An 18,621-nucleotide genomic window follows, 5' to 3' on the forward strand; every position below is an offset into this window, starting at 1 on the left:
TACCGCTCAAAACCCAGATATCTTCTTCCAAGCAAGAGAATCTGCTAACAAATTCTATACAGCACTTCCTGCTATCGTGGATGATTACATGAAGAAAATTTCTACATTAACCGGAAGAGAATACCACTTATTTGATTATGTTGGTGCGCCGGATGCAGAAAATGTAATTGTAGCAATGGGTTCTGTTTGTGAAACTATTGAAGAAACTATGAACGCTCTATTAGAAAAAGGCGAAAAGATTGGACTTGTTAAGGTTCGATTATATAGACCATGGGCTCCAGAATATTTGAAGGCAGTTATGCCAAAAACAGTAAAGAGAATCGCAGCTCTTGATAGAACAAAAGAGCCTGGTGCTATGGGTGATCCGCTTTATATGGATCTTAAGACAATGTACTATGGTGAAGAAAATGCTCCTGAAGTTTATGGCGGAAGATATGGACTTGGTTCCAAGGATACCGTTCCTGGACAGATTGTTGCAGTATTCAACAATTTAAAGGAAGCACAGCCAAAGGATCAGTTTACAATTGGTATTGTTGATGATTTGACAAATTCTTCTCTTCCTACTGTTGATATTACAACGGAACCGGCTGGTACAGTAAGATGTAAATTCTGGGGACTTGGTTCCGACGGTACCGTTGGTGCGAACAAGCAGGCAATTAAAATTATCGGTGATAAAACTGATTTATATGCACAAGGATATTTTGCTTATGACTCCAAAAAATCGGGTGGCGTAACCATTTCTCACTTACGTTTTGGTAAGAATAAGATTCAGTCAACTTATTTAATCAATGAAGCAGACTTTGTAGCTTGTCACAATCAAGCTTATGTACACCAATACAACGTACTAAAGGGATTAAAGAAGAATGGTAACTTTGTACTAAACTGTAATTGGGATATGGCTGGTTTGGAAGCAAATTTACCTGCAAGCATGAAACAATATCTTGCAAAAAATAACATTAACTTCTACACCATTGATGCAGTTGCAATGGCTGAAAAGATTGGATTGGGAAATAGAATCAATATGATCATGCAGTCTGCATTCTTTAAGCTTGCTGATGTAATTGCGGTAGAAGAGGCAATTGGTTATTTAAAGGAATCTATCGTTAAGACTTACGGTAAAAAGGGTGAAAAGATTGTTAAGATGAACCAAGATGCCGTTGATCTGGGTGTAAATGGACTTGTTAAGGTAGAAGTTCCTGCTTCTTGGGCAGATGCAACAGATGCAGATGGTACAAAGAAAGAACTTCCTGAGTTCATCGCTGAAATTCTTGTTCCAATGAATCGTCAGGAAGGCGATGATCTTCCGGTTAGTGCATTTGAAGGCATTGAAGATGGAACATTCCCATCCGGAACTGCTGCGTTTGAAAAGAGAGGTGTTGCAGTACATCTTCCTGAATGGATTCCGGATAATTGTATCCAATGTAACCAGTGTTCTTTCGTATGTCCACATGCTACCATTCGTCCGGTTCTAGTAAATAAAGACGAAAAAGAAGCTGCTCCTGCAAACTTTAAGACCGTTGCTGCAAAGGGCAAGGGACTTGAAGGATATGAATACAAAATCCAGGTATCTCCTATGGATTGCTTAGGCTGCGGTAACTGTGCAGACATTTGTCCTGCTCCAAACAAAGCTTTGGTTATGAAGCCATTTGCGACTCAGGAAAATGAAGCTGAAAACTGGGATTATGCAATGAAGATGCCAATTAGAGATAATTTAATGGCTAAAGATACTGTAAAGGGAAGCCAGTTTGCAAAACCATACATTGAATTCTCCGGTGCTTGTGCAGGTTGTGGAGAAACACCTTACATTAAGTTGGTTACCCAATTATTTGGTGATCGTATGATGATTGCAAATGCTACAGGTTGTTCTTCCATTTGGGGTGCTTCTGCTCCTTCTATGCCTTATTGTAAGGATGAAAATGGAAGAGGTCCATCTTGGGCAAACTCCTTGTTTGAAGACAATGCAGAGTACGGACTTGGTATGGCTACCGGTGTTAAGCAGATGAGAGAAAAAATTCAGGTAAGCATGGAAGCATTGCTTGAAAAGAACATTCCTGCAGAACTAAAGGCTGCTTGCGAAGAATGGCTTGAAACTATGAATGATGGTGCACGTTCCAGAGAAATCAGTGATCGTGTTATGGCTGCAATCGAAGCTGCATCTTTGGATGCAGAAGCGAAAGCAATTGCAGATGAAATCGTTGCTAAGAAAGATTTCTTGGTTAAGAAATCTGTATGGTGCCTTGGCGGTGACGGCTGGTCTTATGACATCGGCTACGGCGGTGTAGACCACGTACTTGCTTCCGGTGAAGATATCAATATCTTGGTATTTGATACTGAAGTATATTCCAATACAGGCGGTCAATCTTCAAAGGCTACTCCTACCGGTGCAATTGCTAAGTTTGCAGCTTCCGGTAAGAAGATTAAGAAAAAAGACCTCGGTATGATGGCAATGAGCTATGGTTATGTTTATGTTGCTCAGGTTGGTATGGGTGCAGACAAGAACCAATTCATTAAGGCTGTAAAAGAAGCAGAAAATTATCATGGTCCATCCTTAATCATTTGCTATGCTCCATGTATCAACCATGGTATGAAGAAGGGCATGGGTAAGACTCAGGAAAATACTAAGGATGCTGTAAATTGCGGTTATTGGCAGCTTTACAGATTCAATCCTACTTTGAAAGAAGAAGGAAAGAATCCGTTTACTTTGGATTCTAAGGAACCAAAGGAAAGCTTCCGTGACTTCATTATGGATCAGGTAAGATACAACTCCTTGGCTAAAGAATTCCCTGATACTGCAGAAGAGTTATTTGAACTTGCAGAAAAGAATGCAATGGAAAGATTGGAAACTTACAAGAAGTTGGCAACAGAAAAATAAAAAAATATAATTTAATATAATGTTTTTTACCGGGAGATGGCATTTGCCATCTGCCGGTTTTTTAAGGTTTACAAAGATAAGGGAAAAAAGGGGAGAGAGAACTTGAAAAGATCAATAATCATTGGCGTTGTAGCGGTGTTACTATGCGGATTGTCTGTTTTTGCAATGGGGATAGAAAAAAAACCGATGCTGCCAGAAGTAGAAAATAAACCAGCTGAGGTAGAAAAAGAAAAGAAATCAGAAGAAATGGAAACTAAGAAACCTCCTGAGAAAGTAGTACCAAAAGAAAAATCAGAGACCATACCGGCGATGAAACAAGAAGAACCATCATCAAAAGTAGAGTTGGATGCAGTGGAGAATACTTATTTCAGTGATGCAGTATTTATAGGAGATTCCAGAACAGAAGGGTTTCGTTTACATGCAGGGCTGACAGAGGCAGGATACCTTACAGCAAAAGGTTTAAATGTAAAGGATGTATTTGAAAAACCTTTAATTAAGGAAAATAATGGGACAAAGACTATAGCACAGGCATTACGGGAAAGAACCTATCAGAAATATTATATTATGCTGGGAGCAAATGAGCTGGGCTGGGTTTATACTGATATTTTTACGGATAAATATGGACAAATCATTGACCTGATCCGTGAGGTTAATCCAAATGCAACCATATATGTACAGTCTATTTTACCGGTAACGGATGAAAAATCACAATCCGACGCAATTTACAATAATACAAATATTGTACGTTTTAACGAGCTACTTAAGGTTTTAGCGCAGGAAAAGAGTGTTATTTACTTAACTGTAAACGAGGCAGTTCAAAAAGAAGATGGCGCCTTACAGGAAGAGGCAACAACGGATGGTGTCCACTTGAATAAAGAATACTGTGTGAAGTGGTTGGAATATTTAAAAAAACATATAGACCAAAACACACTGGAAGAAGGTAAGAAATGATAAAAAGAAGTTGGAAGTTAATAGTTATTTTGATTTTAGTAGTAGCAGGATTGTGTGCTTGCGGAGGAAAAAAAGAAGTTGTTTTAGATATCGACGAATTAGCAGATGCATTACAATCGGGCATTTCATTTGAAGATCAAATGAATCGCGTTGATCTTCCGGTATTCTATGCTTTGTATAATTTATCGGAAGAAGAAGTAGGCGATGCTGTAATGATTGGAAGTACAGGGGCTACAGCAGAGGAAATTGCAGTGATTCAAGCAGCCTCTCCGGAGATGGTAGATAAAATAAATACAGCTGTTTTAGAACGTATTGAGTTTCAAAAAAGCGGTTTTGAAAATTATGTACCGAAGGAGCTGGAAAAGCTATCTGATCCGGTCATTGAAATAAGAGGAAACTATGTAATATTATGTGTATCCAATGATGATACGAAAGCACAAGAAATCATTAACGAATTTATAACGGAGTAAAGAAGCATGGTATTTTCCAGCATAGTATTTTTATTTTATTTTTTACCGATAATATTACTTTTATATTATGTGGTTCCTCGAAAGGGGAAAAATGGGGTCCTTTTCCTATGCAGTCTTGTTTTTTATGCATGGGGTGAACCAGTATATTTATTTTTAATGCTTTTTTCTATTGTATGTAATTTTTCATTAGGCTTGCTATTGGATCGTTCTATAAAAAAAGCAGAAAACGGGAAAGGTTATAAAGAGCCAAAAATGTGGCTCTTTTTTGCCGTTGCATTAAACATTGGATTATTGGCATTTTTTAAATATGCAGATTTTTTGATTCAGAATAGTAATCTTTTATTGAATACACAAATAAAACCACTGCTTTTGCCTTTACCGCTAGGCATTTCATTTTATACATTTCAAGCAATGTCGTATTTGATTGATCTTTATCGGAGGAAAGTTAACGTACAAAAAAACTTTATTGACTTTGGAACTTATGTAGCGTTGTTTCCGCAATTGATTGCAGGACCAATCGTTCGATTTTCTGACATTGCCTTTCAGTTGCGTGAACGTAAAGAATCATGGGATTTATTTGCAAACGGTGTTGTACGTTTTATGATAGGACTATCAAAAAAGGTTCTTTTAGCAAACAATGCAGGGATCGTTTTTGATCAGGTTGCACAGATGCAGGGAAGCAGTGCTTCGGTTCTTTCTGTTTGGATTGGAATTTTAATGTTTACATTTCAAATATATTTTGATTTTTCCGGTTATTCGGATACGGCAATTGGGCTAGGAAAGATGTTTGGGTTTTCTTTTCCTGAGAACTTTGATCATCCCTATACCTCCAAAAGCATTACTGAGTTTTGGCGACGTTGGCATATGACCCTAGGGACATGGTTTCGGGAATATGTATATATCCCTCTTGGAGGAAATCGAAATGGTCTAAAACGTCAGATATTTAACTTGTTTGTTGTTTGGACTCTTACAGGTATTTGGCATGGTGCAAGCTGGAATTTTGTGATTTGGGGTCTATATTTTGGGGTTCTTTTAGTATTAGAAAAATTATTTTTATTAAATTGGTTAAAGAAAATGCCTCTTATTATTCAGCATGGAATTACATTTTTTCTTGTTATGATGAGTTGGGTGATTTTTTCCTTTGATTCCATTGAGCAAATCTCTTGGTATTTTCAATCCTTGTTTGCTTTCAATGGAAATATTGCGATTGATTCCCAAGGACAGTATTTACTAAAAAGTAATTTTATATTGCTGATTGTTATGAGTTTCGGGGTTACAACACTACCTCAAAAAATGACATTTAAAATAAGAGCATTTTTTAAAGGTAAAGGGTATAGATTGATTTTTTATTGTCTTTTGCAAACGATTATAATTATTGCATTATTTTTCCTTGTAATTGCATATTTAGTATCGTCTTCGTACAATCCATTTTTATATTTTCGATTTTAAAGTGTTATATTCTGATTGGGGAGTAAACTTATGCATGAAAAGAATATAAATAGAATAATGACTTTGGTGTTTTTGTTTCTTATATTCGGATTTTCTATATGGAATCTGTTTTTGCCACAAACAGCATTTTCAGAAACCGAGAACCGAGCACTTTCTTTATTTCCAAAGCTGAATGCAAAAGAGATAAAAAATGGACGTTGGATGCAAGAATTTGAACAGTATACAACAGATCAATTTTTATTACGTGATGACTTTATGAGATTAAAGACAAAAGCAGATCTAATAATTGGTAAAATGGATAATGGAAAAGTTTATTTTGGAAAAGATGGGTATTTAATTAGTAAGGATCAGTTGGATGTAAGACAGCAAGCAGCTAATCGTGTTTTACTTTGTTCTTTTTTAGAACGGATAAATCAGATGGAGATAAATAAAAATAAAATCCAGACTTCTGTCTTAATTGTACCTACAGCAAGCTCGATCGAACAAGATAAATTGCCTCAATACGCGCCGGTTTTAGAGGAAGAAAAAGGGATTTCGAATTTACAGGCGCAAATAGAACGTATCAGTCATAAAACTGTTTTTGTGGACGGTACGAAGCCACTTTTACTGGCGAAGAAAACAGAGGAAGCAACACAGTTATATTATCGAACTGATCACCATTGGACAACTTTCGGCGCTTATGAGGTTTATAAATATTGGGCAGAAGAAAATGGCTTCGTTCCTTTTGGTAAGGAGGATTTTCAAATACGTTTGGTAAGTAACAGCTTTTATGGAACCAATCAAGCAAAGGCACTTGGGGCTGAAACGATGCCAGATGAAATTTACTCATGGTCATTTAAAAATGAACCTCAGTATTCTATGGAAATACCTGCAAAAAATCAAGTGAAAGACTCTATTTATGAAAAAGAGTTTCTTTCGAAAAAAGATAAATATGCTTATTTTTTAGGAGGTAATTATGGAGAAATGGTGATCCATACACCATTAAAAAATGATAGACATTTACTTATCATAAAAGATTCTTATGCTAATTGTTTTATTCCGTTTGTCTGTGGTCATTATGAAAGCATTACCGTTATTGATCCTCGATACTTTCGAGGGAATATTTATAATACGATGCAACAGAATGGGATTACAGATGTATTATTTTTATATAATATTGTTCAATTTTCGAATGATCGTAATTTTGTTTATGGGGTGCGTTAATTCTTCAATAATAATATGTAGTATGATATAATGAAGGAGAATGGGGGATATTAAAATGACATTTAATAAGGGGAATGAAGTTGAAGTAAATAAAGAAAAAAGTCATTGGCAAAAGAAACAATATTTAATTGCATCTGCAACTCTTATTGTACTTATAATTTTGCTTGCTGCAATTAGTATTCGATTTCCGATTTCTTCCGTAGCAGGAGGAGAAAAGGAGCGGATTCAGGCAAAGATAGCGTTAGCATTGGAAGAAGCAGAGCATCTGTATCAGGGATTTTATTACGATGAAGCTTTAGAACGATTACAGCAGGAGCCGGAGCTGATTACAGACGAGGAATCAGATCCCATTGCGGCAAAGATTACAGAAATTCAGAATGCAAAGAATTCCTTAGTGAAATATGAAGGACCGGCACATCATGTCTTTTTTCATAGTTTAATAGTTTATCCGCAATTAGCATTTGATAATATTGGGCATTCTGCAAAAGGTTATAATATGTGGATGACGACGGTCAGTGAGTTTAAGCAAATGCTGCCGCTTTTATATGAACGTGGATATATATTATATCCGTTGGAAGAATGCATAGAACCGGACCCTGAAAAAGAAGGAAATGTCCGCTTAAAGGATATTTATTTGCCGCCTGGTCGGATTCCTTTGGTTGTATCAATTGATGATGTAAATTATTATGATTATATGAAGCCAGATGGCTTTGCAAACCGATTAGTTCTTGGTAAGGATGGAAGAGTTTGGACTGAGGTGATTACTCCGGAAGGAGAAACAATTTGCACAAGGGATGGAGATGTTATGCCGATTCTTGATGATTTTGTAGCTGAAAATCCAGGTTTTTCTTGGCGAGGTGCAAAAGGAATCATGGCTCTTACAGGGTATGAGGGTGCTCTTGGCTATCGCATCACGGATGATCTTCCAGATGAAGCAAAATGGCAGCAGGAAGTGAAGGCAATTGCTGATGTTATGAAAGATAATGGATGGTCCTTTGCTTGCCATAGTTATACGCATAACAGTAAATGGTTCCGTGAAGGAAAAGCTACGTTAAAGCAGGTTATTTATGATACAGATCGTTGGAAGGAAAAAATTGAACCATTTGTAGGAAAAACAAATATTTACATATCTCCGTTTGGGTTTTTGTGGGATAACAATGATCCAAGATTCCGTTACATCATTGAAAACGGAGGATACAATTTATTTTGTCCTGTTGGTAATAGTCGTAAATTCAAAATAAATGGCGACAATATCGTAATGCCAAGAGTCAATTTGGACGGGTATACTATGAATATGAGGCCTGAAGAAGTAAAAACTTATTATTTTGATGTTGATATGGTTTTAAGTCCGGAAAGGCCGCCTTTAAATCTTTAATGGTTTTTACGAAATGATGAAAGACTGTGAAAACAGTAGGGGGGAATGGAATATGAGAAGTAAAAAAGTTTTAATGTTATGTCTTTGTGTAATTTTAATGCTAGGAGTTTGTCTTATTGCTGGATGCAAGGGAGCAAATACGAATGCAGAAGAATTAAACAGCTATGATTTAAAACTGTATTATGTAAATGATGAATACGTTGCTACAGGAAATGAAGAATTGGATCAAATGATGAATCCATATGAAGTTACGATTCAATCTAAGCCTGAGGAAGCATATTTGCAGGCAGTTTTAGAATTAAAGGAAGTACCTTTAGATGGGTATGATACAATGTTGCGTGAGGAGTTTGTCATTCATAGCATTAAAACGGACGAAGGTATTGCAGTCGTTGATTTTTCAAGTAAGGATTTGAGCGGTGGATCTATGGAGGAAGGGCTTTTGGTAAATCAAATTGTTTTAACCTTGCTAAATTCCTTTGATGACATTCAAAAAGTACAGTTTACCTTAGATGGAGAAGAAGCTGAATCCTTAATGGGACATTTAGATGTAAGCAAACCTTTTACCTTAAGTAATACAGAAGGGGAAAATAAGGCTGTGGTTATTGCGGAATAGCCAAAGCAAATGTCACTGCGCTTTTAAATGATTTAAGAAGCAGAATCATAGTTTTAAAAGACGAAAGGAAGAGTTCCATGAAAAACAGTAAGGCGTATTTCAGAGGGTGTTTGCTTGGAGGTGCGATTGGAGATGCCTATGGATATCCGGTTGAATTTTTGAAATTAGGGGAAATTCGAGAAGAATATGGGATGAACGGAATTACAGAGCTTGTGTGCAATGAAGAATCAAAAAAGGCTTTATTCTCAGATGATACACAGTTAACGACTTTTACCGTAGATGGGCTACTTTGGGCAGATTCACGAGCAAAAAATAAAGGCATTTATGCATATACTTCTTGTATCTTTTATGCCTATCAAAAATGGCTTTATACACAGACTGGAAGCTTTGCAGACGAAAAATATAAATTTTTACTGGAAGGGGAGGTTCTTAACTGGGAAGATCTCTTTGCAAGAAGAGGACCCGGCACAACCAGTTTAGTAACCTTGGCTAATTGCATTAATGGAAAATATGGAACGATAAAAAATAGAATTAATAACAGTAAAGGATCCGGTGCGGTGATGCGTGCAGCTCCTGTTGGGTTATATTTCTATAATGATTCAAAGACGGCTTTTAAAATAGGTTGTGAAAGTGGTGCCATTACACATGGAAACCCGAGTGGATATTTGCCTGCAGGGTGTTTAGCATTTATTATTGCAGAAATTATTCAGGGAAAAGAATTGGAACAGTGCGTTTTGGATGTATTTACTGAATTAAGGGAGTACGAGAATTACGAGGAAACCTATGAAGCATTAAAACAGGCAGTTACACTGGCAAAATCTTCGAAGGATGGAATTGGAAGCAGTGAACTTCGAGAAGCAGAACTTGCTGATTTGCATTCTTTGGGTAGCGGATGGACGGGAGAAGAAGCCCTTTCTATGGCTGTATATTGTGCATTGAAGCATCCTAATGATCTTAAGAAGGCATTATGGCTGGCAGTGAATAATGATGGAAACAGCGATACAATTGGAGCAATCTGCGGAAATATTTTGGGTGCTTATTTGGGAAGTTTAGAAATCCCTTTTTCTTGGATAGAAAAAGTTGAGCTTTCCGATTTGATGGTTCATGGAGCAGATAAAATGTTGGAAGCTGTTACATAAAAATAATTCCCGGATTATTAAATAAATATTATCATAATAAATAAATAATTTAAAAGAATTTAGAAAGACTACCACTTATTACAATATAGTATTAGGAGGTAGTTTTTTTATGAGATTTACAATTCCAAGAGATATTTACTATGGAAGAGGCAGTATTTCTAGTTTGGGTGAGTTAGTAAGCCAAAAAGCCGTTATTGTAACAGGTGGGAAATCAATGCAGAAATACGGTTTTTTGCAAAAAGCAAAAAATATTTTAGAGGATAAAGGTACAGAAGTATTTGTTTTTGAAGGGGTGGAACCAGACCCAAGTATTGATACCGTAAATCGTGGAGCCGCATTTATGCGGGAGAATATGCCGGATTTAATTGTGGCGATGGGTGGTGGTTCTGCGATTGATGCAGCAAAGGCAATGTGGATCTTTTATGAATATCCAGAGAAAACGTTTGATGATATAAAAGAACCCTTTACCTTACCTCCACTAAGACAGAAGGCATTGTTTGCAGCAATTCCATCGACTTCCGGAACTGCAACAGAGGTAACCGCATTTTCTGTTATTACAGATGAAGTAACCGGAATAAAGTATCCGCTTGCAGATTTTAATTTAACTCCGGATGTTGCAATTCTAGATGTGGACTTAGCAGAAAAAATGCCTCAGGAATTGATTGCACATACGGGAATGGATGCATTGACACATGCCGTTGAGGCTTATGTTGCAACTGCTGCAACTGCATTCACGGATCCTTTGGCGCTTCATGCCATTCAACTTATCTTTTTGAATTTGCTCAAGTCTTATGAGGGGGATAAAGAGGCAAAAGAGAGTATGCATAATGCGCAATGTTTGGCTGGTATGGCTTTTTCAAATGCCCTATTAGGGATTACGCATAGTATGGCTCATAAGACAGGACATATTTTTCATATTCCACATGGCCTTGCTAATGCAATCTATATGCCATATGTCATTTCTTATAATGCGAAAAATGAAAATGCACGTTATAAATATGCGCAGATTGCAAAAGCAATTGGTATTGAAGAAGAGAATGAAGATATTTTGGTGAATAAGCTTATTGAACTTATTTTAGATTTAGGGAACGCAATGCATCTACCAAGCACATTAAAAGAATATGGTATCAGTGAAGCGGAATTTCAGGAAAAGGTTGATGCTATTTCAGAAAATGCTGCGAAAGATCCATGTACGTTCTCGAATCCAAGAAAAACGGAGAAAGAGGACATTAAAGCATTGTTTCAGTGTATTTATGAAGGTAAGGCTGTTAAATTCTAAAGTGAATTTGGTTCTCCTGTTGAAAAGCAGTTTGACAAACTGGTATAATATAGACAAACGCTCATTATAGAAAAATCGTACATTCGATTATCAAAGAGATGTTAATTGCTTTTATATGTTAGGAGATTTATTTTATGAAACAAAATGAAATTAGAGATATCAACTTAGCCCCATTAGGACGTCAAAAAATTGAATGGGTTCGAAACAATATGCCTCTTTTAAACGGACTTGAAGAACAGTTTAAAAAGGAAAAACCTTTTGCCGGAGTTAAAATTTCTTTGTCGGTTCATTTGGAAGCAAAGACAGCTTATCTTTGTGAAGTACTTGCAGCTGGTGGAGCGGAAATGTCTGTGACCGGAAGTAACGTGCTATCTACGCAAGATGATATCGCTGCTGCTTTAGCAGTGACTGGCATGAAGGTTTACGCTTATCATGGCGCTACTGCCGAGGAATATAACCGTCATATTGAAATGGCGTTAGAGCATGGACCCAATATCGTCATTGATGATGGAAGTGATTTGATTAATATGCTTCATAATAAAAGAACTGATTTATTAAAAGATGTTTGGGGTGGTTGTGAAGAAACGACTACCGGCGTTATTCGACTAAAGGCAATGGAAAACGATGGTGCATTAAAAGTACCTATGGTTGCAGTAAATGATGCGAAATGTAAGCATATGTTTGATAACCGCTATGGAACGGGACAATCTGTATGGGATAGCATTATGCGAAATACTAATTTAATCGTTGCAGGAAAAGAAGTTGTGGTTGGTGGTTACGGATGGTGTTCAAAGGGAATTGCAATGCGGGCAAAGGCTTTGGGCGCAAGAGTTATCGTTACTGAAGTTGATGCAGTTTCTGCTGTGGAAGCAGTTATGGATGGTTATGAAGTAATGACAATGGAACAGGCGGCACCGCGCGGCGATGTTTTTGTGTCGGCTACGGGATGTAATCAAGTTATTACGGTAGCGCATATGCTTACTATGAAAGATCGTGCTATTTTGGCAAATGCAGGTCATTTTAATGTGGAAATTGATATGGATGACCTGGAAAAAAATGCCGTTGAAAAGAAAGAAACACGTCCAAATATTATGGGTTATAAATTAGAGAATGGAAAATGGGTCAATGTGATTGCGGAAGGCCGTTTGGTAAATATCGCGGCAGCGGATGGGCATCCTGCTGAAATTATGGACATGAGCTTTGCAGTTCAATGTTTAAGTGCGATGTATATTTTACAAAATCGAGGAAAATTGGAAAATAAGGTTATCGATGTGTCTGCAGAGATTGATAACTTGGTGGCACAGCGTAAATTAGATGCATGGGGCATTCAAATTGATAATCTAACGCCAGAGCAAAAAAAATATTTAACAAGCTGGAATTTATAATAAATTGATCAAAGTACCAAAAAAGGAAGTAGGGCATTGCGTTTCGCAATGCCCTTTTTTTGCAAATTACCTGATACGCGATGTAAGACTATCTTGTATAGCAATTGCAGAAAATGATAACCAGTAACAAGAAGAAAAATAACAAACTGGTATCAATACCTTCTCCATGTAGGAGACCACATCCGTCTGACATTATTAATCACCTGCTTTTTTTAATATTTTATATGTGTGTAGTATAAGGTATTCGCAGGGAGGTAAATGTGTGACTTAAAATAAAAAAAGGTTTTATGAAAAATAAAACCTTTCAGACTGTAGACAAAATACCTTGCTAAATTTATATTCTTATAATTTCTGCAAGGTATTTTCTATTTTTTCTATAAAGCTTTTAAAAAAAGAAAAAATAAAAGGATATCTCTATGCCATTTGATTCCTTCTTTCAGATTTATGAATCCATGTTGCTAGTTTTTTTAGATTCATGGACGCAAAAAGAAGATTCAGTTCCATTTCTATCTTCTGAATCCCTCGATATTGTGTATAACGCATATTATGTTTTTCTTTTGCATCGGCAAAGACTCGCTCAATGGTTTGACTCCGTAGTTTGTAAAGATCTCGATACTTTGGAGTATGACGAATGTCCTCACATTGCTCTATGTAGTTTTCCCATATATGACGTGTGACTACTTTTACATGGTCTTTACTTGCTGTGCATTCTGATAAGGAAGGGCAACTCTTGCAAATTTCTCCTTTACTCTTATATTCCCGATACCCTTCTCTATTTGTTGTAGTATAGTTTAACACTTGGTTTTCTGGGCATACAAAGCAATCATAGTATTCATCATAAGCATATTCGTGTTTTTTAAAATAACCATTTTTTGTCATAGGTCGTTTGTATGGTAGGATAGGAATTCGTTTATCTTTGAGTATTTCTCTAGCAATTGCAGGTGTTTTATATCCGGAATCCATTACAATATTTTTTACACCTTTATATCTTTTTACTTTTTCATAAATCTTTGGGAATGCAACTGAGTCATGTACATTTCCTGGATTTGTATGAAAAGCAAGTATGTAATTGTTTCGATCGCAAGCTACATTTGCAGCATAAGCAAATACTACCTTATGCTTTCCTTTATGAAATACACCGCAATCCGGATCTACGGTACTTTTCTTGATTACTTTTGTCTTTTCTTTGGCTTCCGTTTTTTTTTACAAGCTTGTTTTCCTCGTTCAATGCGATCTTCGTTAATTTCTTTCATTAGTTCTTTTTCATAGTATTTAACGGATTCCAAAACGGTTTCTTTTTCACTGTTATGGTTATTTGCACTTGCTTTAATATGTGTACCGTCAATGAAAATGCTTTCTGAATTAATGAATTCATATTCCATAATTTCAGCAATGACTCTTTGAAAGATTTGTTCGAATAAGTCAGTATTTTGAAACCGACGAGAGTAGTTTTTACCAAAGGTAGAAAAGTGAGGAATTTCTTCCTCTAAACTATAACCAAGATACCATCGATAAGCTACATTCGTTTGAATTTCTTTAATGGTCTGCCTCATGGATCGAATACCAAAGGTATATTGAATGAGGGTAATTTTAATTAAGACGACAGGGTCGATGCTTTCTTTTCCCACATCAGAATACAAATCTTTTACAAGGTCATAAATGAAAGAGAGATTAATCGCAGTATCTATCTTACGAATAATATGATCTTGTGGAACAAGAGAATTCAAGGTTACCATTTGAAATTGATCACGACCTAATAAATCTTTCTTACCCATCATAAAGCAAATACCTCCATGTATTTATACATATATTTTACCATAAATACAATAAAATGTATTACATTATGTAAAAAAAACTGTAGGCAAAGATAGAGATATCCTTGTCTACAGTCTGAAAGGTTTTATGAAAAATAAAACCTTTTTTTTCGATAAATTTTTATATTAATTTAAATTTTAGTTTTTAACCAATATCTTGGAAGGCTTGTGCAATACGACCACGAACCTGCTGCAATCCCATGATCTGTTGGATTTCCCATAGATCGGGAGAATTTGTACGTCCTGTAATTGCCAAGCGAATTACATTGCTCACATGACCAACATGTCCTTTATATTGATCTGGATTTTTCTTGAAGTCTTTTGGTTTCACTGCATAGCCTAAATCTGCTGTGATGGTTCGAATTTTTTCAAACCATGCTTCTTGATTGTCCGCTTCATCATACACCTGGATATATCGATTTAAAATTTCTTTTGTATCTTTTAAGGAGACTTCTTTTGGATAATCGTCTTCAACCATAAAATGGTCATCAAAGAAATAACTGATAAAGTGGAAGATCTGACGGCAATAGATTAAATCTTTACGTGGCTTATTGCCTCCTCTGTCTATCGAAAGAATTCGAAGCATTTGCTCTTCTTTTCCAGCCATTAATTCTGCAAGACCCGGTTGATATACCTTAGCCCATTGCAGTAAGAAGAAGAAGATTTCTTCTGCACTTAATTTTGCCAGTACTTCTTTGCTTATGTCATTCAACTTATCTAAATCAAAAAGTGTTCCGGAGTTACTCATTTTATCAGTAGTAAATTCGAATTCATCAATGGACGCAGTTGGGTTTGCAAGTCGGAACTCTTCAAAATTTGAGTTTAATATCGTAAGCAGATATTCACGTACAGCATAAGGATGATAACCTTCTTGTTTGTAATATTCTAAGGATAATTCAGGGTCTTTTCTCTTAGAAAGTTTTCTCTTTGTTTCCCCATCCATTTTCATAAGAACTGTGGAATGACAGTAGGTTGGTAAAGGCCATTCTAAGGCATGAAACAGAGCTACATGAATTGGGAGTGATGAGAGCCATTCTTCACCGCGAATAACGTGTGTCGTTCGCATTAGATGATCATCAACCACATGTGCAAAATGGTAAGTCGGAATTCCTGTCTTTTTCAAAATTACAACATCCTGATCGTTTTCCGGCATCGTTAATTCACCGCGAATACCGTCAATTACGGTAAAGTGATTTTCCAAGCTTCCATTGGAACGGAAACGAATCACGTATGGCTGACCGGAAGAGATTCGCTCAACAACTTCTTCGAAGGTAAGGTCTCTATGGTTTGCCCATGTTCCGTAGATTCCGGGATTTAATTTTTTACTTTCTTGCTCATTTCTTATTTCTGCAATTTCTTCTTCTGTTAGAAAACAAGGGTATGCCATGCCTTTGGAAACGAGATGTTTTGCAAAGCATTGATAAATATCTCCTCGTTTGCTTTGATAATATGGGCCATAATTTCCAGTTTCGCCTTCAATGGTAGCTCCTTCGTCAAAATGAACACCAAAGTGATGCAGTGCATTGATCAGCATAGGGACAGCGCCTTGTACTTCACGTTTATCATCGGTATCTTCGATACGAAGAAAAAATACACCATTACTTTGATGTGCCAAACGTTCGTCTGCAAAGGCTCCATATAGATTTCCAAGATGAATGAAACCGGTTGGGCTTGGACCAAGTCTGGTCACTTTTGCACCTTCCGGTAAATTTCTTGGAGGATAAATCGCCTCGTAATCTTCCGGTGTTTTTTTAATTTGAGGAAATAGTAAGTTAGCTAATTTGTTATAATCCATTTTTTCACTCCATTCTATATTTTAAATCTGCTTGCAAATAAGTCACATAAATAGACATTTTTTATGATGGATAATGTCACTTTGTAATTTTAAGAAAACAAAAAATATACTTTAAAACGTAAAGAGAGATTCATTTCTTTAATTTTAATATAAATTTTGGACATACCATTCTTATTATATACTGAGCGTATTCGTGTTTCAACAAAAAACGAATTATGTAGAAATAGTATTGCGTTTAATTTAATGATACGCAAATAAGAAAAAACTTTTTGGGTAGAATAGGAGAGAGTTGGAAAGGAAGGGAAAAATGAAGGCACAAAAACTAGCAAAAGGGCTGCGCATCATTGCTCAGTTTGAAACGCCATCGTGGATCACAAAATATTTTGCTTTCAAAGCAGCAGAAGCATTGGAAAAGCAAGCAATAGAAATTGAAGAAATCAAAGAAAGTATACAGCCTGTTCGATGTGGAGAATGCAAAAGAAGACCTGTCTGTATTTTATGGGACATACGATGTCAAAAAAATGGGTTCATGAATTATCATGATTTTTGTAGTAAAGGAATTCGAGAACGCTAAATTAAATTTTTATGTAATTTATTTCGCCTCAGTTGAGGCGTTTTTTTATATTATAGGAAATCCTGTTCCCTTTTTTATTAGAAACGCCTGCCTTTCGGCAGGCGTGTATTTATTTAATCTTCACATCTACGGCAACAGCATCTGCAGCAGCTACAACAGCATCTACAGCAGCATCTACAGCAGCATCTACAGCAACATCTGCAACAGCATCTACAACCGCATCTGCAGCAACGAGTGTAGCAACACCAGTAACGAGAGCAACACATAATCGCACCTCCCTTCGCTGGGTTTATATATAATATGTAAAACAAATAAAAAAAGTGAATTTTCTTTCACATTCATAAATTCATTGTAATATATTATAATAATCTAAATCTTTTTGCATTCGAGTTCATTCTTTAAAAAGAAAGAAAAATTTAAAGCGAAACTGATCAGGGGATGAACGATAAGTTTTTACTCCGGGCTGCGAAAAAGAGCGGCAGCAGATGAAATGCATCTGTGGGACAGTAAAATGTTCCATAGATTTTTTTTTAACAAAATAATTAGTTCAAGCAACATAAAATAAATTATTCGTTTCTTTTAAGAGGAAAAAGATAAGATTAATGCCTTGGAGGAAATTCTTATGGAACAATCTATGACCCGAAAAGTTGTAATGAAAGTCTCCCTAATCAGCATTTTAGTAAACATATTATTATCATTATTTAAACTTTTTGCTGGAATTCTTGCTAAATCTGGAGCAATGGTATCCGATGCGGTTCATTCGGCTTCAGATGTCTTTAGTACCTTTGTTGTTATCATTGGAGTGAGAATGGCAACAAAAGAATCGGATAAGGAACATCCTTACGGACATGAACGAATCGAGTGTGTTGCTGCCATCTTACTAGCAGCTACTCTTGGTTTTGTCGGAATGGGTATAGGATATTCTGGATTGATGAAAATTATTTTAGCTCATGAAGAAAATTTAATCATTCCCGGTCCTTTGGCATTGATTGCGGCTGTGAGTTCAATGATAATTAAAGAAGGCATGTTTTGGTATACAAGATATGCAGCAAAAAAGATTCAATCGGGAGCTTTAATGGCAGATGCCTGGCATCATCGTTCTGATGCACTTTCTTCTGTAGGAAGCTTTGCTGGTATATTTGGGGCGAGACTTGGTCTGCCAATTCTTGATCCGGTAGCAAGTATCATTATTTGCCTTTTTATTATAAAAGCAGCATATGATATTTTTATTGATTCCATAGAAAAAATGATGGATAAAGCTTGTGATGACGTATTTATTGAAGGAATTAAAGCTGTAATAATGGAGCAAGAAGGGGTGTTGGGAATTGATCAAATAAAAACCCGATTATTTGGGGAAAAAATTTATGTAGATATTGAGATTCAAGCAAATGGGAATGAAACATTAAATTATACTCATGAAATTGCACATAAAATACATGATGCAATTGAAAATGACTTTCCGAAGGTAAAACATTGCATGGTACATGTAAATCCAGTTTGTTTTGAAAATAAGGAAAAGGATAAAGAAGAGAGAGAAAAAGTGTCTGGAGAAGAGTAGCATATAGAAACTGATAATAGTGTCTGAAAAGTGCAGTGCTGTTTTAGTTTGGATGTGGGAAAGTGATAGTTAATTAACGTAAATGTAAAACATTCTATGGCAAAATAAAGATTTTTTTACCATAGAATGTTTTTTATATAAAGG

Annotated in this window: 14 protein-coding genes, 1 pseudogene and 1 riboswitch; of the genes and pseudogenes, 12 read left to right on the plus strand and 3 right to left on the minus strand. The window is 36.1% G+C overall.

Annotation, left to right across the window (positions count from 1 at the left end; all coding sequences use genetic code 11):
- The 10 genes from nifJ to I2490_RS13830 form a co-directional block, all read left to right on the plus strand.
- Positions 1–2,872 (plus strand): pyruvate:ferredoxin (flavodoxin) oxidoreductase (gene nifJ / locus I2490_RS13785; protein WP_206460357.1); only part of this gene is annotated, 2,872 nt, incomplete at its 5' end.
- Between the two features lie 102 nt (positions 2,873–2,974).
- Positions 2,975–3,823 (plus strand): GDSL-type esterase/lipase family protein, encoded by an 849-nt coding sequence (locus tag I2490_RS13790; RefSeq protein ID WP_206460358.1) that lies wholly within the window; start codon positions 2,975–2,977, stop codon positions 3,821–3,823.
- Complete coding sequence (locus I2490_RS13795; RefSeq protein WP_206460359.1) at positions 3,820–4,293, plus strand: DUF4358 domain-containing protein; 474 nt, start codon at positions 3,820–3,822, stop codon at positions 4,291–4,293. Before I2490_RS13790 ends, I2490_RS13795 begins: the two co-directional genes overlap by 4 nt.
- A 6-nt stretch (positions 4,294–4,299) precedes the next feature.
- Complete coding sequence (locus tag I2490_RS13800) at positions 4,300–5,742, plus strand: MBOAT family O-acyltransferase (RefSeq protein ID WP_206460360.1); 1,443 nt, start codon at positions 4,300–4,302, stop codon at positions 5,740–5,742.
- A 30-nt stretch (positions 5,743–5,772) separates the two neighbouring features.
- Positions 5,773–6,945: a DHHW family protein gene (locus tag I2490_RS13805; protein WP_206460361.1), complete on the plus strand. Its 1,173-nt coding sequence runs from the start codon at positions 5,773–5,775 to the stop codon at positions 6,943–6,945.
- Positions 6,946–7,000: 55 nt separating this feature from the next.
- Positions 7,001–8,320 carry a hypothetical protein gene (locus tag I2490_RS13810; RefSeq protein WP_206460362.1) on the plus strand — a complete coding sequence of 440 codons (1,320 nt, stop codon included), beginning with the start codon at positions 7,001–7,003 and terminating at the stop codon, positions 8,318–8,320.
- A gap of 52 nt (positions 8,321–8,372) precedes the next feature.
- Positions 8,373–8,933: a GerMN domain-containing protein gene (locus tag I2490_RS13815; RefSeq protein WP_206460363.1), complete on the plus strand. Its 561-nt coding sequence runs from the start codon at positions 8,373–8,375 to the stop codon at positions 8,931–8,933.
- 77 nt (positions 8,934–9,010) lie between these two features.
- A complete protein-coding gene (locus tag I2490_RS13820; protein WP_206460364.1) occupies positions 9,011–10,072 on the plus strand; it encodes an ADP-ribosylglycohydrolase family protein in 1,062 nt (353 codons plus the stop codon).
- A 109-nt stretch (positions 10,073–10,181) separates the two neighbouring features.
- On the plus strand, positions 10,182–11,351 hold the full coding sequence (locus tag I2490_RS13825) for an iron-containing alcohol dehydrogenase (protein ID WP_206460365.1): 1,170 nt from the start codon (positions 10,182–10,184) through the stop codon (positions 11,349–11,351).
- Positions 11,352–11,485: 134 nt separating this feature from the next.
- Positions 11,486–12,736, plus strand: coding sequence for an adenosylhomocysteinase (locus I2490_RS13830; RefSeq protein ID WP_206460366.1), 1,251 nt, complete (start codon positions 11,486–11,488; stop codon positions 12,734–12,736).
- Positions 12,737–13,150: 414 nt separating this feature from the next.
- Here the strand turns inward: I2490_RS13830 and I2490_RS13835 are convergent.
- Positions 13,151–14,514, minus strand: a pseudogene (locus tag I2490_RS13835) (IS1182 family transposase).
- 181 nt (positions 14,515–14,695) lie between these two features.
- The gene (gene gltX, locus I2490_RS13840) at positions 14,696–16,345 is read right to left on the minus strand and encodes a glutamate--tRNA ligase (RefSeq protein WP_206460367.1); all 1,650 of its coding nucleotides are present in this window, start codon (positions 16,343–16,345) and stop codon (positions 14,696–14,698) included.
- A gap of 307 nt (positions 16,346–16,652) precedes the next feature.
- Here gltX and I2490_RS13845 point away from each other — a divergent pair, with 307 nt between their 5' ends.
- Positions 16,653–16,919 carry a hypothetical protein gene (locus I2490_RS13845; protein ID WP_206460368.1) on the plus strand — a complete coding sequence of 89 codons (267 nt, stop codon included), beginning with the start codon at positions 16,653–16,655 and terminating at the stop codon, positions 16,917–16,919.
- A 109-nt stretch (positions 16,920–17,028) separates the two neighbouring features.
- On the opposite strand, the gene I2490_RS13850 is transcribed toward I2490_RS13845, so the two are convergent.
- Positions 17,029–17,193: a hypothetical protein gene (locus I2490_RS13850; RefSeq protein ID WP_206460369.1), complete on the minus strand. Its 165-nt coding sequence runs from the start codon at positions 17,191–17,193 to the stop codon at positions 17,029–17,031.
- 143 nt (positions 17,194–17,336) lie between these two features.
- Positions 17,337–17,428: riboswitch (NiCo riboswitch) on the plus strand.
- Between the two features lie 113 nt (positions 17,429–17,541).
- On the opposite strand from I2490_RS13850, the gene I2490_RS13855 reads away from it, so the two are divergent.
- A complete protein-coding gene (locus I2490_RS13855; RefSeq protein ID WP_206460370.1) occupies positions 17,542–18,477 on the plus strand; it encodes a cation diffusion facilitator family transporter in 936 nt (311 codons plus the stop codon).
- Positions 18,478–18,621: the final 144 nt, after the last annotated feature.

Source organism: Anaerovorax sp. IOR16 (genome assembly GCF_017168145.1).
GTDB lineage: Bacteria > Bacillota > Clostridia > Peptostreptococcales > Anaerovoracaceae > IOR16.

What these genes read in the sequence shown, in the direction of transcription:
- I2490_RS13845 (WP_206460368.1), top strand. Translation starts at nt 16,653, where the DNA reads ATGAAGGCACAAAAACTAGCAAAAGGGCTGCGCATCATTGCTCAGTTT.
- I2490_RS13830 (WP_206460366.1), top strand. Translation starts at nt 11,486, where the DNA reads ATGAAACAAAATGAAATTAGAGATATCAACTTAGCCCCATTAGGACGT.
- I2490_RS13855 (WP_206460370.1), top strand. Translation starts at nt 17,542, where the DNA reads ATGGAACAATCTATGACCCGAAAAGTTGTAATGAAAGTCTCCCTAATC.
- I2490_RS13805 (WP_206460361.1), top strand. Translation starts at nt 5,773, where the DNA reads ATGCATGAAAAGAATATAAATAGAATAATGACTTTGGTGTTTTTGTTT.
- I2490_RS13815 (WP_206460363.1), top strand. Translation starts at nt 8,373, where the DNA reads ATGAGAAGTAAAAAAGTTTTAATGTTATGTCTTTGTGTAATTTTAATG.
- gltX (WP_206460367.1), bottom strand. Translation starts at nt 16,345, where the DNA reads ATGGATTATAACAAATTAGCTAACTTACTATTTCCTCAAATTAAAAAA.
- I2490_RS13825 (WP_206460365.1), top strand. Translation starts at nt 10,182, where the DNA reads ATGAGATTTACAATTCCAAGAGATATTTACTATGGAAGAGGCAGTATT.
- I2490_RS13795 (WP_206460359.1), top strand. Translation starts at nt 3,820, where the DNA reads ATGATAAAAAGAAGTTGGAAGTTAATAGTTATTTTGATTTTAGTAGTA.
- I2490_RS13800 (WP_206460360.1), top strand. Translation starts at nt 4,300, where the DNA reads ATGGTATTTTCCAGCATAGTATTTTTATTTTATTTTTTACCGATAATA.
- I2490_RS13820 (WP_206460364.1), top strand. Translation starts at nt 9,011, where the DNA reads ATGAAAAACAGTAAGGCGTATTTCAGAGGGTGTTTGCTTGGAGGTGCG.
- I2490_RS13810 (WP_206460362.1), top strand. Translation starts at nt 7,001, where the DNA reads ATGACATTTAATAAGGGGAATGAAGTTGAAGTAAATAAAGAAAAAAGT.